Below are 24,014 nucleotides of genomic sequence, written 5' to 3'. Positions count from 1 at the left end.
AGCCCCTGACTGAGTAGGCGTCAACAAACTGACGACTACAAGATTGACAATGATAGTTCTGTTTCCCGCGACGATGACCATTCTTGGTCACATAAGTTGAGGTGCAATGTTGACATTCCATTTCTCCCTTATTCATTCCATCCCTTTTTTATGCAACGCCAGAGTTTGAGTTTAGCTTCTCTGTCTCGGCGCTCTTGTTCTGCACCGGGGGATAATACTTCTGCAACTAATTCTGGTGCGCCTGTTAAATGTCCATCCTCATTTAGCAAAATTGCTAATCGTTCATTAGTAATCCAAATTACATCAGGAATTACGCTGTCGTTATCTGTAAATATGATGCCAGGATGGATATTAGTCTGCCCTAAGCCTTTAACTCTTAACCAAGGTTCTAGCTCAATGCAAATATTACCACAAGTTTCTTGATGTGTCCCATGGGGCGCTCTGGTTACAAACAATTCTCCATCAACGATTTCATAGCGCTTATCGTCGCTACTAGCTAGGAGGTCAATGTCTGTAGTAGTCCAGCGCACTCTGTCGGTTGTATTCTGACTCATGGCATTTTACTTATCCCGGCATTGTTATCTTTTAGGATAATGCAGTTAGCTTGTAGCTATCTGTACTCTATCCTCCACAACTCTCGCTGCATAGGTAGTTATGCTAACCGTTTCATCGTTTAAGCACTGTCCGGTTGCAAGGTTAAAGTTTTGCTTATAGATTGGCGATGCTACTTTAGTTATGCCATTGCGATCGCCTATTATCCCTCGTGATAGCACAAAGGCTTTGCTAAATGGATCGTAGTTACTAATCGCATACACATCATTAGTATTTCCTACTCTAAAAATTGCTACTTGTTCTCCTGCAACTAATGCACATACTCCGGTATTTGGGGCAATGTCTGCAATTGCACAAATATCAACCCATTTAGTTTTAGGTAAAGCTTGAACCATTTTATGTCTCCTATAATTTTTTCCTAACAATACTACGAGATTGGGGCTGTTAGTTTCTCCGATTCGTAAGCGGGGCGTTTTTGTTCTCTTTCTTCTACATACATTAGGCTTGGATCTGGTGTATCGGAATTAACAAAATGGCGGAATCGCTTGAGTTTTTCAGGGTCTTCAATGGTTGCTTTCCACTCGCATTCGTAGGTATTTACTAAATACTGCATTTCTTGTTCTAATTCTGCGGCGATTCCCAAGGAATCATGAATTACTACTTGCTTAAGATAGTCAATTCCACCTTCAAGCTTGTTAAACCAAGTTGCGGTTCTTTCTAATCTATTGGCGGTACGAATATAAAACATTAAGAAACGATCTAAATACTTAATCAATGTTTCTCTGTCTATATCTTCAGCGAGTAGAATTGCGTGCTGTGGCTTCATTCCGCCGTTACCACATACATACAAATTCCAGCCTTTTTCGGTAGCGATGATGCCAAAATCTTTACTTTGCGCTTCCGCACATTCCCTCGTACAGCCAGATACAGCCGATTTTAGCTTGTGAGGCGATCGCAATCCACGATAACGCAATTCTAAATCGATTGCTAGTGTTGTAGAATCTTGTACTCCAAATCTACACCAAGTGCTACCTACACAAGATTTGATTGTTCTTAATGCCTTACCGTAAGCGTGTCCTGATTCAAATCCCGCCTCAATTAATTTGCGCCAAATATGAGGTAATTGATCGACTCTCGCTCCTAATAAATCGATTCTTTGTCCGCCAGTAATTTTGGTATAAAGCCCAAATTCTTTAGCTACTTCTCCTAAGACAATTAATTTATCTGGAGTCAATTCACCGCCGGGAACTCTAGGAATTACCGAATAAGTACCGTCTTTTTGAATATTGGCTAAAAATGCGTCGTTGGTATCTTGCAAACCTACATGAGGCTGATTCAAAATGTAATCATTCCAAGTTGAGGCGAGAATCGAAGCTACCGCAGGCTTACAAATTTCGCATCCTCTACCTTGTCCGTGCTTTTCTAGCAATTCATCGAAAGTAATAATTTTTTGACTGCGGACTAAGTGGTAAATTTCTTGACGGGAATAAGCAAAGTGTTCGCAGAGATGATTTTTTACTTCTATCCCGGCTTTTTTCATTTCGTACTTAAGCAAATCTGTTACTAATGGGACGCAACCACCACAACCTGTACTTGCTTTAGTACACTTTTTGACGCTACCTATATCGGTGAAATTGTTTTCTTGAATCGCCGTGCAAATTTGTCCTTTACTCACATTATTACAAGAGCAAATTTGTGCTGTATCTGGGAGATTTTCTACTCCCATTGCTGTTGTGGTTTTACCTTCTCGTGGTGGTAATAATAAATCTTCTGGGTGAGGTGGTAAAGCAATACTATTTTGGACAAATTGCAGCAATGTACCGTAACTTGCAGCATCGCCGACCAAAACTCCACCTAATAAACGGCTACCATCAGAATTGACAACGAGTTTTTTATAAACTCCAGTAATTGTATCTGTAATTGTAATTTCTTTAGCCTCAGCAGTCTTAGCAAAAGCATCGCCAAAACTAGCTACATCTACGCCCAAAAGTTTCAACTTTGTAGACATATCAGCGCCTACAAACGTACTATCAGGAATATTACTTATTACTTTTGCGGCTACGCTTGCCATTGTATAACCAGGCGCAACTAAGCCATATATTCGGTTTTGATAAAGGGCGCATTCACCGATCGCATATATATCAGCATCGGAGGTTTGACAATGCTCGTTAATTACAATACCACCGCGATCGCCTACTTTTATGCCGCATTCTTTGGCAATTTCGTCGCGGGGGCGAATACCTGCTGAAAATACGATCATATCTGTCTGTAGCTCGGAGCCATCAGCAAAGGTCATTTTGGCAACTTTACCGTCAATGCTGACAATTTCTGTGGTCGATTTATTAGTATGGACGCTAACACCTAATTCTTCTATCTTGTTGCGAAGAACATTACCGCCCGTGTCGTCTATTTGCATTGGCATTAATCTCGGTGCAAACTCTACTACATGAGTTTTTAAGCCCATATTTTTCAGCGCGTTAGCACATTCTAAGCCTAATAATCCACCGCCAATTACTACCCCAGTTTGGCAATTTTTGGCATACGCAGACATTGCTTCCAAGTCTTCAATCGTGCGATAAACAAACGTTCCCGCACTTTCTTTACCTTTAATTGGCGGTACAAAAGGATAAGAACCTGTAGCTAATACTAATTTATCGTAATTAATTGCTAAACCATTGGCACTATGAACTACTTTTTGTTGACGATCGATTTCAATAGCGCGATCGCCTATATGAATATTAATATTGTTTTCTTGATATAAGCCTGGTGTAACTAACGTTAAATCTGCGGCGGTTTTGCCCGAAAAGTAGCCGCTTAAATTAACTCGATCGTAGGCTACGCGGGGTTCTTCGCAGAATGTAATTATGTTCCAATTTGCGATCGCACCAGTGGCAATAATTTCTTCTAGAAACTTATGCCCTACCATGCCATTTCCGACTACCACAAGGTTCTTTTTTGCTGTCATTGATTTTGGTTGCCTTAAAGTTTTATTATCCTAATAAGACATTTAGAATAATTCCTCAGTTAATTTGTATCAAAGACAACAAAAATCTGTTATTGATGCAGAAATTGAATTCAATTAATTCAATTTCTGCATTTAATTAAGTCTTAAGAAAAATAACCAGCTTTTAATTGCTCAAATAACTGAGATACTTTGCTTAAATCTTTATCGCCAGGATTGCGTTCAACTCCGCTAGATAAATCGATTCCATTTGGTTTTACTTGACTTAAAGCATCAAGTATGTTCACTGGTGTCAATCCTCCAGCTAATAACCAGGCACATTTAGGGGTAAATTCCTGCAAAGTTTGCCAATCTAAAGTTTTACCCGTACCCCCTAGTTGCTGAGGATCGTAGGCATCAAGCAGCAACGTATCAACGTAGCTTGTGTAAATATGTACTTGTTCTAGCGCTTGAGCGTTTTTCACCCTCAACGCTTTGATAATTTCTACATCTGGCAAAACTTGGCGAAGCTGGGAGCAAAAGTCTGGAGATTCATCGCCGTGTAACTGTACCCCCGTCAAACTAGCCTCCGCCAATATCTGCTCAATTTCTGCAATAGTGGAATTTGCAAAAACGCCAATCCGCTCTACATTGTCTGGTAACTGTTCCCTTACCGCCTGAATTTGCTTGCAAGTAACATAACGCGGTGAAGCTGGTACACAAATAAACCCAAGGGCGTTTGCACCCAAAGAGGCGATCGCTTTTCCTTGGTCTGGTCTAGTAATCCCGCAAATTTTGACTCGCATTGCAATTGTTATTAAAACTTTAATTAACTTTTAAAACAGATTTTAGTTCTGTGCCAGTCTATTTTGATAATCCTTAAGTTGTTAATATCCTTTTTTCGGGAGGAATCACCTTGATTAATTTGATGTTACTAGCTGCTGTCCAGCCAACGGTTCCTGATACTGTGAGATGGAGTTGGACAGGAACGGGGATTATTGTAGGTATTAGTTTAGTAATCCTATTTATTGCGAGTAGAACTATTCGTTATCCTCAAGCTGGTCCTAAGATGCCTTTACCGTTCCCTGCGCTGTTCAATAACCCCAGCGTTGGTACGTTTCTAGCTTCAATGAGCTTCGGTCACATTCTTGGTATTGCTACCGTCTTGGGGCTGACAAATATTGGTGTCTTGAAGTAAGTCCCTTTAAAAAATTCCTAACTGTAAAGGCGCATTCCTGCGCCTTTATTGGTTAGACATTCTCGCAATTGCTTGCAAGTACGGATTATGCGAATAGTTATCTGTCGCGCTGCGGACAGTCAATTGTCTATCCTAGGAGTTACAGGCTGCAATAGCTAAATATATATTAGTCGCTTGGAAATATTTATTTTTAGGAATTAATGCCATGCAAACAGGTTGGCGAGTTGGATCTTTATTTGAAATACCCTTATTTTTAGACCCGCTATGGTTTGGGATTTTAGCGATCGCTACAGTAAATTTTGGCGTTGCTTATACTCAGTGGGGAAGTGTACTCTCTTGGAGTGCGGGGCTAGTAATGGCTCTGATGTTGTTTGGTTCAGTATTGTTGCACGAACTAGGTCATAGTTTAGTGGCGCAAAAACAAGGAATTAAGGTTAAATCAATTACTTTATTTTTCTTTGGTGGAATCGCGGCGATTGAAGAAGAATCAAAAACTCCTGGTGGAGCATTTCAAGTTGCGATCGCAGGACCCGCCGTTAGTATTGGGTTATTCGTTATTTTGGGCTTACTCAGTCAAGTATTGCCAAGCGGTAGTTTGGTCAGCGCCATGACTGGAGACTTAGCCAAAATCAACATAGTTCTTGCCCTATTTAACTTAATTCCTGGCTTACCTTTAGACGGCGGACAAGTTTTGAAAGCTGCGGTATGGAAAGCCACAGGCGATCGCTTTAAAGCTGTACATTGGGCAGCAAGAGCGGGGCTAATTTTGGGTTGGAGTGCGATCGCGGCGGGTTTAGCAATTGACTTTTTTACAGGCGAACTGATTACTGGCTTGTGGATTGCCTTACTAGGTTGGTTTGGGATTCGCAATGCCAACGCCTACAATAGCGTAACTTCCTTACAAGAAATTTTGCTGAAGTTAGTTGCTAGTGATGCGATTAGCAGCGATTTTCGGGTCATTGATGCCGATCAAACCTTGCGTTCTTTTGCAGACTCTTATTTACTCCAAACCACCACTCCAGAGGTCTATTTTGCGGCTTCTGAGGGCAGATACCGAGGCATGGTATCGGTTGACGATTTGCGGGCTGTAGAGCGTGGCGAGTGGGAAGACAAAACATTGCAAGATATATTGCATCCATTAGCAGAAGTTCCCTCGGTTAAAGAGTCTACACCGCTTGTCGAAGTAATTAATCAGTTAGAAACCCAGCAATTGCCACGGATTGTAGTTCTATCTCCCGCCGATGCGGTAGCAGGAGTAATTGATCGCGGCGATATTGTCCGGGCGGTGGGTGCAAAGCTCAATAAACCATTTTCTGAAGCCGATATCAAGCGGGTTAAAGATGATGGTAGTTTTCCCCCAACATTACAATTGGGTGCGATCGCTAAATCTACAAAAGGCTAGATATTGCTTCCCATTCTACGGAAGACAAAGGCTGTACCTCTAATTGAATGTTAAAGCGATTTCTAGCAGCAGCAGTCAAAGCTTCTATTACAGCGACTGGTTCAATTAGAGGTAAATTTATGGGCTGGAAAACTTCTTCACCAAACACTTTTGCAAATAACTCCTTATCTGGCGCGAGACGCATCGAACCATGTTGCAATACTGCATTCCCGCGCTTCAACTGAGCGCTACCAATTAACTTATTACCATCTGGTAGCACCAAATCTGCCCCAGTAGCCGTACCAAAACAGTTGGGGTTGTGAATGTATCCCCGCCCAGCATTGCCGTAGTGCAACTCTACGCCTAAAGTTTGCCACCCTCTAATCAAAAACTCGCAAACTTGCTGATACACCTGCATTCGACTACCTTTGAATCCTGATGCGATCGCCGCATAAGTTAAGTCTCCTTGATGCAGTACCGCCCTTCCACCCGTAGGACGACGTACCAAGTCTATAAGCTTGCCATTCCAGGTAATTTGCTGCCAATGGGTAGGAAAACTAGATTGATGATAACCCAAGGAAATTGCTACAGGCGACCAAGTATAAAAACGCAAAGTTGGCGGATGCAAACCTAACAGATGTTGCTCTAATAACCACCTGTCAATTGCCATTTGCACCCGCCCCGATGCTGCGAGTAGCGGTATTAGCCGCCAAAGAGGTTTAGGCAACGCCAAATTCCGCTTGCAAGGCTTCATCATTGTCATCGGCGATCGTGGCGACGATTGTGATGATGCGAGAAATCTCACCTGGTGACAATTCTGCTAAAGTACGTGTCGATAGGGCGACAACTTGCTCGTTAAAAATGCCAAAACAAGCTTCAAAGGTATTAGCCCAATTCATTTCTAACAGCTTCCGCATCAACCCCGCATCATCTTTGGTAGGCAAATTCAATACCTTAGCCCAAACTGTCAGCGTGTCTTCATCTGTTAATCCCGTCAGTTGTACAAATACTTCTACGCTACCGTACTTAAATTTCCATAAATAGGCTGTACCTGTATTGCTCACCATTGCGCTATCGTCTTGTTCGAGGCTGGCAATTACGGTTTGAATTACGTCTACATGACTAGATGGCGTTTCTTCGAGCAATTCGTCAACCAATTGTTCGCTGGGTATAGATTGAGTTGTAGCTGTTTCTGCGTTTGTCATAATAACTCCTAAAATATCTTATTTTTAATTGCTTAGACCTACTCTATCGTCTTTGAGCCACTCCCATGGCTGAAGCGCGCGGGATTCAGGATTTAAGCAGGGATTGCAAGCATTACCACCTGTCTTACATCCCCAATCCTATGATTTAGATCCTAACTATTTTAATAATTAAAGTCAGTAAAGAAGTTGCCTCTCTATTGCGCTACAAAACCTACGAAGCTGATTGTCTGTAAATTCATGAAACTAATAAGCAATTAGTTGTCAAGTGACAACTAATTGCTTAAGTTTTAACCTATAAATATATAAAGGTTTATACGCCAAGAAGAACTCACTTAAAGCCAGAAATTGAGGCTGATTTAAAGTATGCCGAACAAAATGGATGGCGCGTTGAGCTTGGCGGATCTCATGCTTGGGGTAAAATCTACTGTCCATATAACGACAAAGAGTGTAGATGTGGGAATTTTTGTATATCTAGTATTTGGAGTACGCCACAAAGCTCAGGGAATCATGCAAAACAGATTCGTCGGATAGTTGATAACTGTACGATCCACAAAAATTGAGAAGATCCTTGTGAGGGAGAAAAATAAACAATGAAAGATTATGATTTCACATTAAAGTTTAATCTCCAAGAGCCTCAGACCGATCCTGACGATTATGTTGAGAGACTATATGCAGGTGGCTGTGACGATGCCTTAATTGGAGTTGGCTTGAAAGGATATATTTTACTAAACTTCATCCGTGAGGCATCCTCAGCCTATGAAGCTATTGCTAGTGCGATTACTGATGTGAAAACCGTTATTCCATCCGCTACTTTGATTGAAGCAGCACCGGATTTTGTTGGTTTGACAGATGCAGCTAAAATTCTTGGATGCACTCGACAAAATATGAGAAATCTGATTTTCAACAGCGAACAGATTTCTCCGATTCCTGTCTATGAAGGTACGCCTTCTATTTGGCACTTAGCAGAAATTTTGATTTGGTTGCGTGAAGTCAAAATGTACTCAATTGATGACTCGTTACTAGAGGTTGCTAAAACCACTATGAACTTTAACATTGCTAAAAGTTATCAAAAAATTGAGCCAGGTTTCCAGGAAAATATTAAGTGTTTGTTTTTTTAGATTAAGAAGCGATCGCACTTTCTACAATTTACCCATTATGACTATGCCACAATCGAGGTAACGCACTACGAACCGCAGCTATGAGCAATCCAATTCTAGTTACAGGTGCTACAGGCAACGTCGGAGCGGAAATCGTGCGCCAACTGAGGGCAGGAGAGTATCATTTTAGAGTTGCTCAACGAAATCTCCAACACAGTAGCAACTGGTCGCCAGACTCAACTATTGAGTATGTTGAGTTTGATCTCACACAACCACAAACCTTTGCTCAAGCTTTTCAAGGCGTTAAAAAAGTCTTTTTGATCCGTCCGCCTGCTATTTCTCAAGTAAAAACCTATCTCTATCCAGCTATTGATAGTGCGATCGCATCCGGTGTCGAACAAATTGTTTTTTTATCTATACTTGGAGCCGAAAGCAACTCTATCGTACCCCACGCCAAAGTAGAAAAGTATATTCAATCGGTTGGTATACCTTACACTTTTCTGCGCGCTAGTTTCTTTATGCAAAACTTAAGCACAACGCATCGCCAAGATATTCAAGAGCGTAATGAGATATTTTTACCCGCAGGAAAAGGGAAAACAAGTTTTATTGATGTGCGAGATATTGCCGCAGTTGCGGTTAAAGCCTTAACAGAAGTTGGTCATCAAAACCAAGCTTACAGTCTTACAGGTAGCGAAGCTTTAGACTACTACCAAGTAGCAGAAATATTTACAGAGGTACTTGGCAGACCAATATTGTACAAAAATCCTTCAATTATTAAATTTGCCCTCAGTATGTACAAACGAGGTTTAGATATTCAATTTATTGCCGTCATGATTGGTATCTACACGACGGCAAAGTTGGGGCTTGCAGGTAAATTGACAACCAACACCCAAGATATTCTCCAAAGAGCGCCGATCAGTATGCGACAGTTTGTAGAAGATTATCGAGATTGTTGGGTAGAACCTATTTCATCACTACAGGTTTTGCGCTAGGGATAGTAATATCTATCGGAGTTACTTGAGTTGCAAGTTGATTTAATGGCGGTTGGATTGCGGTAGTATTGCCTACAACCAAAGTGACCAGATTTTCGGGCTTGAGATAGGTTTTAGCTACTCTCTGTACATCCGCCGCCGTAGTTGCTTTTACACCCTTTTCGTAGCGAAAAATAAAATCCTCCGGATAGCCGTAATATTCGTAACGCATCAGTCGAGACAAAGTTTGACTAGGATCTTCAAAATTAAATACAAAAGAATTTAAAGTTGAATCTTTGGCAAAGGCAAGCTCTGCCGGGGTGACGGGTTTAGCTTTCAATCTCTCAATTTCTGCGCCAATTGCTTTAATAAAAGGCACGGTAGCATCAGAGCGAGTTTGTCCGCCAGCCAAAAAAGTTCCAGGGTAATCGTAGTTAGGATTCCAGCTACCGTAAACAGTGTAAGCAAGTCCTTGACGCGATCGCACGGAATTAAACAATCGTCCGCCAAACCCATTTAACACCCCGCTCAACACATCTAACGCCGCATAATCTGGACTATCTAGCTTTCCGCCTAAGTGACCGATTTGCACGTAACTTTGGGTAAGTTGGGGCTGATTGACAACAAAAACACCGCCCGTTTTCGCTTGGGAAACTGCTGGTAAAGTGGGCTTGACTAGCTTGGGGTTAGCTTTCCAATCGCCTAAGTTTTTTTGAATAAGCGATCGCATTTGAGCGGAGTTAAAATCGCCTACAATTCCCAAAATTATATTGTTGGGGTGAAAATACTTTTGATAAAACCCTACTAAATCCTCGCGGGAAATATTATCGATAGTTGCATATTCTACCGTGCGGGCGTAGGGACTCGCATCGCCATAAAGCAACTTTTGAAACTCTCGCTCTGCTATACCTTGAGGATCGTCATTACGCCTGGCAATTCCTCCGCGTACCTGAGTTTTGGCTAATTCTAGCTGTTGCTGGTCAAAAACCGGAGTTCTCAATACCTCGCTAAATAACTCAAACACGGTTGGTAAATCTTCACTTAAAGCATTAAAACTAGCACTACCGGAAGTCGTACTAATTCCCGTTTCTACACTAGCCGCCCGTTGTTCGAGTAGCTGGTTGAGTTCATCCGGGGAATGCTTTGTAGTACCACCAGTACGCATTACTGTACCTGTAAGCCCCGCTAAACCCACCTTATCCGCGTTTTCAAAGCGATCGCCTGTCCGAATTAGCGCCGTACCGCCTACCAAAGGCAATTCTCGATCTTCTAACAAGTACACGATCATGCCATTATCCAGTACAAATCGCTCGTACTTAGGCAACTTTATTTCTGGTAAGGGTGCAAACTTCAATTGGTCATAATGCTGTGCTGTGGCTGCCATACTAGGCAAACCCAGCAATACAACTAGCAGCATCGAGACGAATGCTACTGTCCACTTAATAGATAATTTCATAGTTTCCTTTAACTTTCTTTTGGCAACAAACGCCCAATTGTGCGATTTTCTGGCTTAAAAGTAGCTACTGCGACTCTCTGCACATCCGCCGCCGTTACCGCGCTCAAACGCTCCAATTCCTTAAACAGATTGCGCCAGGAGCCAGTTTTTACTTCATATTCGAGCAATAACTGAGCCATGCCAGAATTAGAATCAAGACTCCGCAATAATCCCGCTCGTGCTTGAGTTTTCACCCGCTCTAACTCTGTTGCTGACACTGGCTCGGTTTTTAACCTGTCAATTTCTGCTCTTAACCCTGTCGCCACTTGCTCAACAGTTCGATTAGGCGCAGTTAGAGCATAAAACAGCAGCAAATTTGGGTATTTATCCCCAGGAAAACCGCTAAATCCTTGAGCATTTAGGGCTAATTGCTGCTTTTCTACCAAAGACTTATACAGCCTTGAAGTGCGTCCATCACTTAGCAAACTGCCAATTAGTCCATAAATTACATTATCTGGGTGGGTAATCGCTGGGCGGTGGTAAGCTTCCAAATACCAAGGCTGGGAAGGTAGCTTTAATTCAACTTCTCTAACTTCTGTTTGTTTGGGTTCTACAGCTTTTAGCTTAGGTGGTGAAGGTTTGGCTTTAAAGCGTCCAAAATAAGTTTGAGCTAGTTGTTTTACCTGTTTTGGGTTGACATCTCCGACAAGAGCGATCGTAATATTACTCGGAACGTAGTAGGTATCAAAAAATTGTTGGACATCTTGGCGCGTTAGATTGCGGATATCTTGCTCGTAGCCAATGGTTGGACGCTTGTAGGGATGGAGGGTGTAGGCTTTGTCCAATAACGCCTCAATCATTTTACCAATGGGGGAATTATCTACCCGCAAGCGCCGCTCTTCTAGAATTACATCTTTTTCTTTGTAAAACTCCCGAAATACTGGCTCTAAAAATCGTTCTGATTCTAGCGACATCCAAAGCTCTAACTTATTGGCGGGAAAGCTATAAAAATAACGCGTAGCTTCGACAGAAGTAGTAGCATTTAAGCCTACACCCCCAGATTGCTGGACAATTTGCCCTAATTCATTTTTTTTAACTAATTTGAGGGCTTCGGCTTCTACTTTTTTAAACTCTGTTTGCAGTGCTGCAACTTCTTCGCCTTTAGCTTTTCGGACTTCGATTTGCTCGGATAAAGTATCTAAGCGGTTGAGCAGGGGTTTTTCGGCGGTATAGTTTTTAGTACCAATGCGCTGCGTACCTTTAAACGCCAAGTGTTCGAGAAAGTGAGCTACACCAGTTTTACCCGTCGGCTCATTTGCTCCGCCTACATCGGCGTAAGTCAGAAAAGAGACTACTGGCGCTTGGTGGCGCTCTAAAACCAAAAATTTCATGCCATTATCTAGGCGAAACTCGGTTAATTTATCGGCAACGCGATCGAAGTACGGTGTAATGGACTTATTAACTTTGGGTGGAGTTTCGGTAAGGGCAAATGCTGTCCCTGGAAATAACCCGCAGCCTAGCATCGTGACTACGAGCAAGGCAATTAAAAGCCGATACCATTTGTACGGCATAGATAACGGACGAGAACGACTAATCGGCTGACTCATAAGTAAAAGTTTGCAGTACGATGTAACAATAAAATCCGTTAAAGTTTGCGACTGCCTGAGCGCAATATTAGACAATAATGCTACAGAAGCATTGCGGTAATCTAAACATACAATTATATGCAAGTTTTCAACCGTCCTTCTCAATCAGAAGATTCTTCGCGCGATCGCATCAAGAAAGCTGCAATAAAGTTGTTTGCTGCTCGTGGCTTTGATGGCACTACTACCCGCGAGTTGGCAGAGGCGGCGGGGGTTGCCGAAGGTACTCTATTTCGCCATTTTGACAACAAAAAAGCAATTTTAATTGAAGTAGCTACTCAAGGATGGATAGATATTCTGACCGATTTGCTGACGGAACTAAGCGAAATGGGCAGCTACAAGGCGGTAGCGCAGGTTATGCGGCGCAGAATATGGGATTTTAGAAAAAATGCCGATTTAATGCGAGTTTGCTTTATGGAAGCCCAATTTCACCCGGATTTGCGTGATCGCATTCAGTTAGAAGTAATTGACAAAATGACCCATGTTGCTGAAGGTTTTTTTCAATCGGCTATGGATAAAGGTATCTATCGCCCGATGAATCCGAAATTGGTGGCGCAGGTGTTTTTAGGAATGTTTGTGGTGGCTGGATTTAGTCACAATACGCTGATGGAGCCGGATGCGTCGCCTCAAGTTATGAAGGAGATGGCGGAGGGTTTGGCGGAGATTTTTCTCAATGGTGTGTTGGTGAAAAGTTAAATAACTAAGAAAAACCGGATATGGGGGGTCTGCCCCCCAAACCCCCCATTGGGGGACGAGTTGCTCCCCCAAACCCCCTGCAAAAGTGTCTTATCTTTAGGTACGGAAGTTCCTGAGCAATATACCTCTTTGCGGGTGATGCCAACTAAATCTGTAAACCGCTAAATTCTGGTAAGACCTAGTTTAGTTAGTAAGTGTTGTAGTAGCCGTAATTATGTTGAAAGATACTTTACGCGATCGCCGACAAAAATTAGCTAGACTCATCGATTTTCCGATTATTCTGTGGTCGGGTAAAAGTATGGGGCGCAATTTTGCTGCTAACACTTTTCCTTTTCGCGCCAGCAGCCATTTTCTCTATTTTGCGGGGCTAAATCTAGAAAATGCGGCAATTAGGCTAGAAAATGGCAGTTTAGAATTATTTATGGACGATCCGCCTAGTAGTAATACTCTATGGCATGGGGAAACGCCAAACCGTGAGGAAATTGCGGAAACTATTGGCGCTGATTTCGCTTACACGTTTGCAAAGTTAAGGCTGAGTACCTATAAAACTGCCACAATTCCTGTGCAGGATATTGTTACTAGACAACAACAAGATAAATGGTTGCAACGTAAGGCTAGTTTAGAAGGTATTGATTTAAAGTTAGCTCAGGCGATCGCACAGTTGCGTCTTGCTCACGATGATGCGGCTTTAACAGAAATGAGACAAGCGGCGCAAGTAACTGTAAAAGCTCACCTTGCAGGAATAGAAGCAACTAAAAGCGCCAAAAATGAGTCAGAAGTCCGCGCGGCTATGGAGCAAGTAATATTAGCCAATAATATTACTTGTGCTTATTCTAGTATCGTTACGGTACGCGGCGAAGTTCTCCACAATAATCAATATAACAATGAATTATCCCCAGGAGACTTGTTATTAGCAGATGTTGGGGCAGAAACAGCCAACGGCTGGGCGGCAGATGTAACGCGCACTTGGGCGGTGTCGGGTAAATTCTCTCCCACTCAAAAAGATATTTACGATATAGTATTGGCGGCGCACGATGCTTGTATTGCGGCTCTTTGCCCTGGGGTGGAGTATCAAGAAATTCATTTGCTGGCAGCTTCGGTAATTGCTCAAGGATTGGTAGATTTGGGCATTTTGCGGGGAAAACAAGAGGATTTAGTTGCAATGGACGCTCACGCGCTGTTTTTTCCCCATGGTGTGGGGCATTTGTTGGGTTTGGATGTCCACGATATGGAAGATTTGGGAGATATTGCGGGTTACGAAGCCGGAAGAAATAGGAGTGATCGCTTTGGGTTATGCTATTTACGCTTAAATCGTCCTCTACGTCCCAATATGGTAGTTACAATTGAGCCTGGTTTTTATCAAGTACCAGCAATTTTAAATAATTCCGAGACTCGGACAAAGTATAAAGACGTTGTAAATTGGCAACAGTTAGATAAGTTTGCTGACGTGCGCGGGATTCGGATTGAAGACGATGTATTAGTTACAGCCACTGGTAGCAAAGTTTTGACGGCGCAATTGCCTACAAATATCAATGAATTTGTCTAATAATGAATTAATATCTTGCGATGTCTTAGTTGTCGGCGGCGGTACGGGCGGTACAGCAGCAGCAATTCAAGCTGCGAGGGCGGGTGCTAAAACTATCCTTGTCAGCGAATTTGAGTGGCTGGGTGGAATGCTAACTTCGGCAGGTGTAGCTGCCCCTGATGGCAACGAATTACAAGCTTTTCAAACCGGGCTTTGGGGTGAATTTTTACAGCAATTGCAGCACAGACAAGTAGGCGGATTAAATAATAGTTGGGTAAGTTTCTTTAGCTACAATCCCCGCTTGGGTGCAGAAATATTTGCAGACTGGGTAAAAGAATTACCAAATTTATGTTGGATTGCGGGAAGCGTACCTTTAGAAGTTGTGAAGGATGGTAATGCAATTACTGGGGTAAGATTTGCCAATTTTACAGTTAAAGCCAAGATTACCTTAGATGCGACAGAACTTGGAGACTTGCTTGCACTAGCTGAAATTCCCTATCGTTGGGGTTGGGAATTTCAAGCTCAGTGGGGCGAAATTAGTGCGCCAGTTGCAGAAAATGAATTGACTAAAACTTACCCAATTCAAGCGCCTACTTGGGTAGTAATTATGCAAGAATTGGATAGTGCGATCGCGCCACAAATTCCCGCACCCCCAAATTACAACCCCACAAAGTTTACTGATGCTTGGGCAAACTACGGGCAAATAGAATTTTTGAACTACGGACGGTTGCCAGAAAATCTATTTATGATTAACTGGCCGCAGCACGGTAATGATTATGCTGAGGGGGGAGAACGTCTGGTTGAATCAGAAACATCAAAGCAACAATTTTTGCAACAAAGCTTCTGGCATACTCAAGGATTTGCCCATTTTATTCAAACTCAATTCGGGCGCAAATACGGGCTTGCAACGAATATCTTTCCGTCTTCTTCATCCCTGGGCGGCGGTGCTTATGCAATACATCCTTACTACCGCGAAAGCCGCCGCCTAGTAGGAATAGCTACCGTTACAGAGCAAGATATTTTACCTGTTCCTGGCGGAAATGTTGCCCAATTGCAGCCGGATAGTATTGCTATAGGCAATTACGCCAACGATCATCATTACCCCGGCGACAACTATCCCCTCCAGCCTAAATCTATCCGTTGGGGAGGTCGCCCGACGGGTACACCCTTTACTATTCCTTATAGTTGCCTTGTACCAGTACAAACCGATGGTTTATTGGTGTGTGAAAAAAATATCTCTGTTTCTCACATTGCCAATGGTGCAACTAGGTTGCAACCCGTAGTAATGAATATTGGGCAAGCTGCGGGAATGGCGGCGGCGCTGTGTGTAAAGTTAGGCTGTCAACCGCGAGACTTACCTGTAAGCAAGCTGCAAAACGCCTTATTGCAAGCTAAAACTTCTATCATTCCCTTATTTAATTTGCCTCCAAATCATCCCGATTGGTTGTACTGGCAGAGCTATTATTTAGAGCATCTTGAAGCTTATCCCGTTAGTGGCAACTGCCCTTGTACTCAAAATGCCTCGCCACCATTAGCACCTAATTCTCGCGTCTTTGAAGGCATCTTTAACCGTCATAGTGACCAAAATTATACGCTTACCTTGACCGAATCATTGCCTACATGGCAATTAGTGACATTGCGATCACACATCCACGAGCAATTACAAATTTATACCGATAATCAACCTCTCAAAGTTTTGGGAACTCTCAACTACTCAGGAAAATGGTTGTTAGTTGAAGAAATTGCGTAATTAATTTAGCGTGCGATCGCAAGTTAAAGTAATTACAAGCATAGTATCGGTAAGAAAAGCTTTTACAGACTGTTTTTTGACAGCAACTTCTAATTGATGAAATGATTAGCGACGCAATCTCTTGAAGGCTTAAAAAATTGGTCATCAAAGCTGAATGACACCCAAACTTGACAAACAAGGCTTGATAGCGGCGTTATGCGCAACGGCTACCTGGGGTACGGTGGGCGTATTTGTCCGATGGCTACCAGGATGGTCGCCTTTTGCAGTTCTGGCAGGTCGCTTTATATTTGCAACTGCTGTAATGATTCCCATAGTTTTTTTAGCATCAAGCGTTCGATATGAACTTACTCGTACCCTCCGCACCCCCATAATTTGGTGGTTAAGTTTGCCTGCTATTGGGGGTTCTGTTTTGGGGACAACAGCATTTCAAATGGCTCCTATAGGGGAAGTTACATTGCTGATAACAACCTCACCCTTGTTTGTTATTGCATACAAGTATTTTAGGCGTTTGCGGATTAAACAAAGTGAGAGTATTGGAATGCTAGTTGCTACTGCGGGAGTCTGTGTTATCTTGCTCCCTCAGCTATCTACAGGCAAAGTTATTTCCTGGCAAACTATCATAGGCTATCTTCTAGCGTTAGGTGCTGCTGCTATGGTTGCACTTTATACCCTTTGGTTCAATACACTTACTAAACAGGGCATTGCGCCCAAAGCATTTAATGTTGTTTTTGTTACCTGTTTACTTGGAGGTTTGCTCTCTCTTTTGTATACACTTTTTTCTCCCACGCCATCTATTGGAATCAGAATTGATCAACAGGTTATCCTCGTATTAGTAGGTTTGGGAGTCTTAGCTACTGCTTTGCCATTGTTGTGTTACACCGTAGCAGCACAGCGCTTACCAGTAATAGTGACAACGGCAATATTGCTATTAGAGCCAGTATTTGCGGTTTTGTTTGCATCGGTTGCTTTGCAAGAATTTCCTTCGCTTTGGTTTGGCATTGGTAGCTTGCTAGTTTTCTGGGGATTACTATCTATTGCTAAAGGAGCTAATTAATGGTGAGCCAAATATTTGTAGAGGCAAAGTCCAAGTTCTCTCAACTCCAGAAACTAATTTAGAGCTTACCGCCGCCCAAATCTTTGCTTGGCTAAAAGTAGATAAACATTAAAATTTCAGGAATTGTAAGTTTTTATACTGTATTTAATGAGGACACTAACAAAACTGGCTGAAGATTGTCCCTACCAAATTCAAAGAGTTCGATTATGGTAGTAATAATTAATTGTTAAAATAGAGCTTCAACACTTCTTTTCCCACAAAACCGCTAGTCGGGTGTATATTCGATACAACTACCACCACAATTAAATCGTGGTAATTAATGCCTGGGTGAATCGGCTTTCCACATCCTTTCCTCCAAAAAAAGCGCCAATTTCAATGCACCAACCATCAAGACGCTTCTCACCACTCAAAATCGCTTTGTTTAGCGGAGCGATCGCAACTACAGCAACTCTATCTGTGTATGCTCCTGTTTGGAGTCGTTCGATTCAGACTTCTTTGCAAGACAACAACCCCAAAATTTTGGTGGATGAAGTCTGGCAACTGGTCAATAGCGAATATGTAGATGGCACGTTTAACAAAACTAATTGGCAAGCCGTCCGCCAAGACTTGTTAAGCCGTAACTATACTTCCCGCGAACAAGCTTATGCGGCAGTTAAGCAAGCTCTAGAAAAACTAAACGATCCCTACACGCGCTTTCTCGATCCCCAACAGTACGCAGCGCTAACCGACCAAACCTCTGGAGAACTCTCTGGGGTAGGGATTCGCTTGGAACTAAATGAAAAAACGAATAAGCTTACGGTCGTGGAAGCAATTGAGTCTTCCCCAGCGCTGAAAGCAGGTATCAAGTCTGGAGATGAGATTTTAGCTATTAACGGCAAACCTACCACAGGGCTAGATGTACAACAAGCCTCTAGTCTAATTCGTGGTAAAGCTGGAAGTCTCATTACCCTAAAAATTGGACGCTCTGGACGACAAGCTTTCGATCTCAAGCTAACCCGCGCCACGATTGAAGTACCAACCGTGCGTTACACTCTCAAGCAAGAAGGAAAACGGAAGGTAGGCTACATCAGTTTAAGAGAATTTAGCTCTCATGCTGCCGAGCAAATGCAACGAGCAATTAAAGACTTGGACAGCAAACAAGTTGATGCTTACGTCTTAGATTTGCGAGGTAATCCGGGCGGCTTGTTAAATTCGAGTATCGAAATTGCGCGGATGTGGTTAGATAGTGGGGCAATTGTCCGTACTGTAGATCGCGTAGGTGGTAGCGAACAATCAGCAGCAAATCGCACAGCCTTAACTAAGTTGCCTCTAGCAGTATTAGTAGATGGCAATTCTGCAAGTGCTAGTGAAATTTTGGCTGGAGCGTTGCAAGACAACAATCGAGCAATTGTTGTTGGTAGCCAGACTTTTGGTAAAGCGTTAGTTCAATCGGTACATTCGCTTTCTGATGGATCGGGTATAGCTGTAACTATTGCTCACTACTATACTCCCAAGGGTACAGATATCAGCCACAAGGGAATTACCCCAAATATCAAAATTGACCTCACAGAAGCCCAATCCCAAACATTGGGTTCTAACCCCACATTAGTCGGAACTAAAAATGATCCTCAATATACAAGAGCGATCGCCATCCTATCTAATAATTCTGTAGCTCAGTCGCCACGCAAGTAATTGGACAGGAGGTAAGAAATTATCCTTGCCTCTTTGTCTTACTATTAAACCCATACATCAAGAATTTATAAGTCGGCTAAAGCCGACTTTAATTATTAGCCTGGAACTTTGACCCTAGGCAGTCTAAGATAATTTTTTCATGCTTGTTAACCGATGGTAGATTGTCACCAATGCGTCGGTATCGCCTACATTTCCCGGAAATAACACTACAGGTAGATTGGGAAACTGAGGATGACTTTTAGGAGTAACTACCATCGAGCAACCAGCTAAAATCTGACCTAACAACCGCGCTGAAGTTAGAGCTAAACCCGTACTCAAGACATCGTTAGAAGTAATACCGCCTTTACTGACCAAAAAACCAATATCGCTAGGTAAACCGCGCACAATATCCATGAGCAAAGCTGAAACATCTGCGCCAAACTGCAATCGCGTCTGCACGTCGGCAAAAGCTAATTCTTGGCGACTTGTATAAATCACAGGAGTTTTATTCTCAGCGTGTACGGTTTGGACTTTTGCTAAAGTTTGAGTAAGCAAGGAATGCGATCGCTCTACAGAATTATCAAGCAATTGAGCAACATCTATTTCAATACCGACTATCCCAGTTTCTTTAAGTAATGCTTGCAACTGTTCGGTAGTTTTTTTGACGTGAGAGCCGACTATAAATGCGCCTGGTTTACCATCTCGCACGTACTGAGACATTTCTTCGGCGGGTACGCTTTGGGGAGGCAAATCTGCTAAAGCCGTTAAAATACTAGCAGCGCTACGAAACAAAAACCGTTTTCCATTACTTGCGGCGGCGAGAACTTCTTTCGCAAAGATATTTAGATCTTCTTGAACTTCGCCATCTACAACTACACATTTGTTATCTGTAAGTTTCATCAAGCTTTCTAAAGTAGAACGCTTCCCGGTAATATCAAAACCTGTGCGAATACCTACAAGCAAAAATCTTTCTACGGTATTGGCGGGAATACGCCCGTGAGTTTTTTCGGCAACATAATCGGGTAAGTAGCTGTAACTGTAACCAAACACTGAATCGCGGGCAAATTCCGTTTCATGTACGGGTATAGGTACGCCATCTACAATTAAATAATGCACGCTATCAATAGTTACTCGCCCGCCTTCAAAGAAAGCTGGGACCAGGAAATGAGCGTCAAAGCCACCCAATTCTTCGGCAATTACATCGGTTTCAATCGGGTAATGTCCGCGCAAAGTAGAATCAGAGCGACTGACAATTAAATAATCTTGCAAGTTTACTGAGGCGATCGCACTTTTGAGATTTTGGCAAACTTCTCTAGTTACTGCGGCTGCTTGCTCTGGGGGAAGACTGCGAGTATTTGTTAAAACAAAGAATATCGACGACTCGTCAGCCAGTCCTAAACGCAGCGTATCTATATCCCAAACCGTTAATAGCAAGCAACTGTGGACTGTCTGCGAACCTGTAGGATCGTCATCAAGCACAATAATCTTCGGTTTCATATTAAATATTCCTACTCCATACATTCATTAGTACAGGCATCTTGCCCGTACTACAAGACGGTTGGTAGGTTTTAATATGTAATGACCGCAGAGACGTTCTCAAAAACGTCTCTTGGGAAAATAGCTATTTCTACTTACCTGTTACTTTTTCTAGTAAGTCTTTGCCTTGCTCCACCAAGCTTTTTTCTGAATCTGTAGCTTGAGACTTTTTGACACTTTTGAGATTTGCTTTATCTTCTGGCTTAAAAACTTGACTAGCACTAGAAGATTCTTGCTTTTCTTCTTCCAAAATCCCCGCACCTTCTCTAAATTGATAAGCGCGATCGATTTTGTCTTGGCTTGTCAATTTGTCTCTAGACGCAGTTATGGCGTAACTTGGAGCTACACTCGAAAACACAATTAAGAACATCAACCCCAAAATAACAACTTTTTGAGCCAATGATTTTAGTAAGCCTTGCATAAAACGATCTCTATTTATCATTACCAGACGCATCCTACTTTTACCGCTTAACCCGTGCCTTCTGTCGCAGGATATATTGATAGCTTTATGGCAACCTTTCTTGCTGAATACTCAAGCCACGACTAGCTAAAGTTTGCTCAAATAAATCCGTTGGTAAAGCTTGCTCTACCGCCCACACCCCAGGCTTAATCAGCTTTCCTGCTAATAACAACTGAGCAATACTCCCCGTACCACAACCAGAGGCGATCGCTGCATTATCATGTACCAATGTCGCGCAATACCCCACATTTTGCCCTTCCTTGCGCCCTGTAACCTGCGATCGCACTGCCACCCCAATACCGCTAAAAGGATTGGTTACATCGGTCATCAAGTGGCTGACACGAGCTAAAAATTCTACGGCACTGCGTTGTCTCATCAATTTCTTGGGAAACCAGTGGGCGGCAATCCAAGTGAGGTGATTGTAAAAATCGGGAACCGAGCCAAACTTAGTAATTACAGTTTTGACGGGGAAAGTTTCAGGTAAGGTAAAAGCTTCCGGCATATCAAACCAGTAAACCCCCGCTTTACCATAAGGAGGGGGAAACTCAACAATTTCGCGATCGCTATAAGGCTTTATTTCTTGCCATTTCCCATCTATCAAAGCCTCAAAGGGGTGTTGTAAGCCCAAAAACGTAGTCCGCATTACCGTTACTCCCGCACCCCCCGAACCCGACACTAGGTAACTTAGGTGGATGCGTTCGGGGGTATCTAACTGTTCTACACACTGGCGCACCATGCTGTTAGAAATACCGGGGAAAATTCCTGTATTAACAATTGCCGTTACTCCAGCAGCTTCAGCTTGAGCGCGGTAAGCCAAAGCCTTACGAGTAAAAGAAGGGTGATCGCTGACATCTAGATAGTTCACTCCTTGCTCAATACATAGTTGCAGCACCTGAGTATCGCGATAGTGAAAAGGTCCCGCACAATGGATGACAAGATTAGAGGATGAGATCGCATTTTTTAGCTTAGTTGTATCTGCCAAGTCCATAGCCAAAAATTGAACTCGATCGCCAAGTTGGGCGCTGACAGCCTCCCCAGCCGTTGGGTTGCGACTCGTAATTGTAATAAGCGAGCGCGTATGGGTAGCAATGTCTTGAGCCACACTGCTGCCAATCCGTCCCCGACCGCCAATAATTAAAACTTGGTCTGTCATTGTTGAGAATTGATAACAACCTACTTTAATGCAACAGTTTTTAGTTGCTGATGTCGTCCATAGTAGGTATGAAATTTATAAAAATAGGTGCGAAGTCTCTGCTCTTTGTAATACTGCGGAAACGATAACTGTTACTGTAGCAGCAGAAATTAAAGCAAAAGCTAAATTCACTACTTGATTAGAAGCTTTTTGGTAGGCATCTATTCTCGTGTTACTCTCTAACTGCTTTATTTCTAAAGATTGAATTTCTCTATCTAGCTTGTCAAATCTATTTAATACTTGTTGTTGAAAATCATTTTCAATCTGCATTTTTATTAAACCCAATAAATACATTTTTTATCAATTATTAAAGTCCGGCAAACCATTCATAACCTTGGTCTTCCCAATAACCTTTAATTGGCAAAAAGTTCTCTAGTAAAAGAATACGTGTAACCCATTTACTTTGTTTGTATCCAAGTTTAATTGGCGAGGCTAAACGCAAAGGCGCACCATTAACTATTGGTAAAAGCTGACCATTTTTCTCGTATGCCATCAAGGTTTGAGGATGCAAAGCCGAAGCTATATCCCAGCTTTCATAATAACCATCTGCTGATTCAAAATAGACGTAGCGGACGTTTTGTTTTGGTTTGGCAAGCGCAACAATATCTCGCAATTGTAACCCTCCCCATTGAACAATTGCCGCCCATCCTTCAACGCAGACATGACGAATTGTCATTGATGTATGGGGCATTTGTTGAATATCTGCCATGCTCAAGCTTAGAGGATTATTAATATCGCCTTCAACTAATAACCTAAACTTTACTGGATCGATTTTAGGCGTAAAATCAAAACTATTAACAATCAAAGCATCCGGCTCAATTGCACTACTGCTAAATTCTGGTACGGGTTTTTGTGGATTTAATAATAATTCTTCTAATCTTTGATTTAGAGGTTTAAAAGCTTGTCCGACAACTTCCTCAAATAATCTAATTCCACACCCACTCAACAATAAGCTAAGACTAGAAAAACCTGATAACTGTAAAAAACGGCGACGTAATAATACGCGATCGCGTTGCATCGGTTCCATAAAATACTACCAAAACATTGATTCTTGTAAACGCGAACCGCCAACTTTAAGCCCTAGCAGCGAGTGAACTATAGCAAAAATAATTACTATCGGTACAGTAACAAAATGCACAATTCGTAAGGCTTGCCAATCGCCAAAACAGTCAACAATCCAGTAAAACTGAGCAGGCTTATACATCCCCACACCACTAAATACAGCAAGTAACAAAATCGGAATAATTGCTGTGTATGCCAAGCGATGCCAAGCGTAGTTTTTTCTTTTTTGATTATGACTTACTTGCATAGCCTTAATATCTTTGCCGCTTACAAATCTGTGCTTCCAGCGCCGAGTGACAGCAATATAAATTCCGTAGAATAATAGATTCAGGGCAAACAACCACATAGCGGCAAAATGCCAATGTCTACCTCCCGCCAGCCAACCACCAAGGGCAAATATCGGCGGAATTTGCAAGCCACCGCGCCCGCCAAATACTGGATTAGCATTATAAATTTGCAATCCGCTTGTCATCATCAAAACTAAGCTAATTAAGTTTACCCAATGAAATATTTTGGCAAATAAAGCTTGATGTATGGGGCGAGGAAAGGGAGATTTATCAGCAGATAGAGATGAATCCATAGATTTTAGTTAGGCGAGAATATTTTAATATTGTCTCAAAAGCGCGATCGCCATGTTTCTAATTATTGGTTAAGTAAACACTGAAC

25 protein-coding genes and 1 pseudogene are annotated in these 24,014 nt (G+C 42.4%); 11 read left to right on the top strand and 15 right to left on the bottom strand.

Annotated elements, in window-relative coordinates:
• The 5 genes and pseudogenes from AC2VE5_RS05380 to AC2VE5_RS05360 all read right to left on the bottom strand — a co-directional run.
• A partial coding sequence (locus AC2VE5_RS05380; RefSeq protein ID WP_486886749.1) for an IS1/IS1595 family N-terminal zinc-binding domain-containing protein occupies window positions 1-121 on the bottom strand: 121 nt, incomplete at its 3' end.
• A 16-nt stretch (window positions 122-137) separates the two neighbouring features.
• A pseudogene (locus AC2VE5_RS05375) lies at window positions 138-554 on the bottom strand (Uma2 family endonuclease); the annotation flags it as partial.
• 45 nt (window positions 555-599) lie between these two features.
• Window positions 600-947: a nitrite reductase small subunit NirD gene (gene nirD, locus AC2VE5_RS05370; RefSeq protein WP_486886741.1), complete on the bottom strand. Its 348-nt coding sequence runs from the start codon at window positions 945-947 to the stop codon at window positions 600-602.
• A 32-nt stretch (window positions 948-979) separates the two neighbouring features.
• Complete coding sequence (gene nirB / locus AC2VE5_RS05365) at window positions 980-3,517, bottom strand: nitrite reductase large subunit NirB (RefSeq protein WP_486886740.1); 2,538 nt, start codon at window positions 3,515-3,517, stop codon at window positions 980-982.
• A 143-nt stretch (window positions 3,518-3,660) separates the two neighbouring features.
• Window positions 3,661-4,299 (bottom strand): phosphoribosylanthranilate isomerase, encoded by a 639-nt coding sequence (locus AC2VE5_RS05360; protein ID WP_486886739.1) that lies wholly within the window; start codon window positions 4,297-4,299, stop codon window positions 3,661-3,663.
• A 122-nt stretch (window positions 4,300-4,421) separates the two neighbouring features.
• Here AC2VE5_RS05360 and psaK point away from each other — a divergent pair, with 122 nt between their 5' ends.
• Together psaK and AC2VE5_RS05350 are read left to right on the top strand one after the other, a co-directional pair.
• Complete coding sequence (gene psaK / locus AC2VE5_RS05355) at window positions 4,422-4,691, top strand: photosystem I reaction center subunit PsaK (RefSeq protein ID WP_486886748.1); 270 nt, start codon at window positions 4,422-4,424, stop codon at window positions 4,689-4,691.
• A gap of 205 nt (window positions 4,692-4,896) precedes the next feature.
• Window positions 4,897-6,093 carry a site-2 protease family protein gene (locus tag AC2VE5_RS05350; RefSeq protein ID WP_486886738.1) on the top strand — a complete coding sequence of 399 codons (1,197 nt, stop codon included), beginning with the start codon at window positions 4,897-4,899 and terminating at the stop codon, window positions 6,091-6,093.
• Here AC2VE5_RS05350 and AC2VE5_RS05345 read toward each other — a convergent pair.
• Both AC2VE5_RS05345 and AC2VE5_RS05340 read right to left on the bottom strand, forming a co-directional pair.
• A complete protein-coding gene (locus AC2VE5_RS05345; protein WP_486886737.1) occupies window positions 6,080-6,835 on the bottom strand; it encodes a lipoate--protein ligase family protein in 756 nt (251 codons plus the stop codon). The two genes, AC2VE5_RS05350 and AC2VE5_RS05345, sit on opposite strands and share 14 nt — an antisense overlap.
• Window positions 6,792-7,277, bottom strand: coding sequence for a YbjN domain-containing protein (locus AC2VE5_RS05340; RefSeq protein ID WP_486886736.1), 486 nt, complete (start codon window positions 7,275-7,277; stop codon window positions 6,792-6,794). Before AC2VE5_RS05340 ends, AC2VE5_RS05345 begins: the two co-directional genes overlap by 44 nt.
• A gap of 302 nt (window positions 7,278-7,579) precedes the next feature.
• On the opposite strand from AC2VE5_RS05340, the gene AC2VE5_RS05335 reads away from it, so the two are divergent.
• From AC2VE5_RS05335 to AC2VE5_RS05325, 3 genes are all read left to right on the top strand, one after another.
• Window positions 7,580-7,837, top strand: coding sequence for a hypothetical protein (locus AC2VE5_RS05335; protein WP_486886747.1), 258 nt, complete (start codon window positions 7,580-7,582; stop codon window positions 7,835-7,837).
• A gap of 30 nt (window positions 7,838-7,867) precedes the next feature.
• Window positions 7,868-8,395, top strand: coding sequence for a DNA-binding protein (locus AC2VE5_RS05330; RefSeq protein ID WP_486886735.1), 528 nt, complete (start codon window positions 7,868-7,870; stop codon window positions 8,393-8,395).
• An 80-nt stretch (window positions 8,396-8,475) separates the two neighbouring features.
• The gene (locus tag AC2VE5_RS05325) at window positions 8,476-9,366 is read left to right on the top strand and encodes an SDR family oxidoreductase (protein WP_486886734.1); all 891 of its coding nucleotides are present in this window, start codon (window positions 8,476-8,478) and stop codon (window positions 9,364-9,366) included.
• Here the strand turns inward: AC2VE5_RS05325 and AC2VE5_RS05320 are convergent.
• Together AC2VE5_RS05320 and AC2VE5_RS05315 are read right to left on the bottom strand one after the other, a co-directional pair.
• Window positions 9,338-10,801 (bottom strand): M16 family metallopeptidase, encoded by a 1,464-nt coding sequence (locus AC2VE5_RS05320; protein WP_486886733.1) that lies wholly within the window; start codon window positions 10,799-10,801, stop codon window positions 9,338-9,340. The genes AC2VE5_RS05325 and AC2VE5_RS05320 overlap by 29 nt on opposite strands.
• Before the next feature lie 8 nt (window positions 10,802-10,809).
• Window positions 10,810-12,387: a M16 family metallopeptidase gene (locus AC2VE5_RS05315; protein WP_486886732.1), complete on the bottom strand. Its 1,578-nt coding sequence runs from the start codon at window positions 12,385-12,387 to the stop codon at window positions 10,810-10,812.
• A gap of 117 nt (window positions 12,388-12,504) precedes the next feature.
• Between AC2VE5_RS05315 and AC2VE5_RS05310 the strand changes: the two genes are divergently transcribed.
• From AC2VE5_RS05310 to ctpB, 6 genes are all read left to right on the top strand, one after another.
• Complete coding sequence (locus AC2VE5_RS05310; protein WP_486886731.1) at window positions 12,505-13,119, top strand: TetR/AcrR family transcriptional regulator; 615 nt, start codon at window positions 12,505-12,507, stop codon at window positions 13,117-13,119.
• A 214-nt stretch (window positions 13,120-13,333) separates the two neighbouring features.
• Complete coding sequence (locus tag AC2VE5_RS05305) at window positions 13,334-14,665, top strand: aminopeptidase P family protein (protein WP_486886730.1); 1,332 nt, start codon at window positions 13,334-13,336, stop codon at window positions 14,663-14,665.
• Window positions 14,652-16,394, top strand: coding sequence for an FAD-dependent oxidoreductase (locus AC2VE5_RS05300; RefSeq protein ID WP_486886729.1), 1,743 nt, complete (start codon window positions 14,652-14,654; stop codon window positions 16,392-16,394). Before AC2VE5_RS05305 ends, AC2VE5_RS05300 begins: the two co-directional genes overlap by 14 nt.
• A gap of 154 nt (window positions 16,395-16,548) precedes the next feature.
• Window positions 16,549-17,448: a DMT family transporter gene (locus tag AC2VE5_RS05295; protein ID WP_486886728.1), complete on the top strand. Its 900-nt coding sequence runs from the start codon at window positions 16,549-16,551 to the stop codon at window positions 17,446-17,448.
• Complete coding sequence (locus AC2VE5_RS05290; protein ID WP_486886727.1) at window positions 17,429-17,560, top strand: hypothetical protein; 132 nt, start codon at window positions 17,429-17,431, stop codon at window positions 17,558-17,560. Before AC2VE5_RS05295 ends, AC2VE5_RS05290 begins: the two co-directional genes overlap by 20 nt.
• 263 nt (window positions 17,561-17,823) lie before the next feature.
• Window positions 17,824-19,119, top strand: coding sequence for a carboxyl-terminal processing protease CtpB (ctpB, locus tag AC2VE5_RS05285; protein ID WP_486886746.1), 1,296 nt, complete (start codon window positions 17,824-17,826; stop codon window positions 19,117-19,119).
• 123 nt (window positions 19,120-19,242) lie between these two features.
• On the opposite strand, the gene AC2VE5_RS05280 is transcribed toward ctpB, so the two are convergent.
• From AC2VE5_RS05280 to AC2VE5_RS05255, 6 genes are all read right to left on the bottom strand, one after another.
• On the bottom strand, window positions 19,243-20,595 hold the full coding sequence (locus AC2VE5_RS05280; RefSeq protein WP_486886726.1) for a four-carbon acid sugar kinase family protein: 1,353 nt from the start codon (window positions 20,593-20,595) through the stop codon (window positions 19,243-19,245).
• A gap of 130 nt (window positions 20,596-20,725) precedes the next feature.
• Complete coding sequence (locus tag AC2VE5_RS05275) at window positions 20,726-21,055, bottom strand: hypothetical protein (protein WP_486886725.1); 330 nt, start codon at window positions 21,053-21,055, stop codon at window positions 20,726-20,728.
• 85 nt (window positions 21,056-21,140) lie between these two features.
• A complete protein-coding gene (locus tag AC2VE5_RS05270) occupies window positions 21,141-22,247 on the bottom strand; it encodes a saccharopine dehydrogenase family protein (RefSeq protein WP_486886724.1) in 1,107 nt (368 codons plus the stop codon).
• Between the two features lie 75 nt (window positions 22,248-22,322).
• Window positions 22,323-22,556 (bottom strand): ssr2422 family thylakoid membrane protein, encoded by a 234-nt coding sequence (locus AC2VE5_RS05265; RefSeq protein ID WP_486886723.1) that lies wholly within the window; start codon window positions 22,554-22,556, stop codon window positions 22,323-22,325.
• Between the two features lie 37 nt (window positions 22,557-22,593).
• Entirely contained in the window at window positions 22,594-23,313 is a 720-nt protein-coding gene (locus AC2VE5_RS05260) for a molybdopterin-dependent oxidoreductase (RefSeq protein ID WP_486886722.1), read from the bottom strand.
• Between the two features lie 6 nt (window positions 23,314-23,319).
• Window positions 23,320-23,928, bottom strand: a complete 609-nt coding sequence (locus tag AC2VE5_RS05255) for a cytochrome b/b6 domain-containing protein (protein ID WP_486886721.1) — start codon at window positions 23,926-23,928, stop codon at window positions 23,320-23,322.
• Between the last annotated feature and the right edge of the window lie 86 nt (window positions 23,929-24,014).

The organism is Aliterella sp. E5.1 (genome assembly GCF_057473825.1).
Note: the sequence above shows the minus strand (reverse complement) of the source record. Positions and strands in the feature narration are given on the sequence as shown.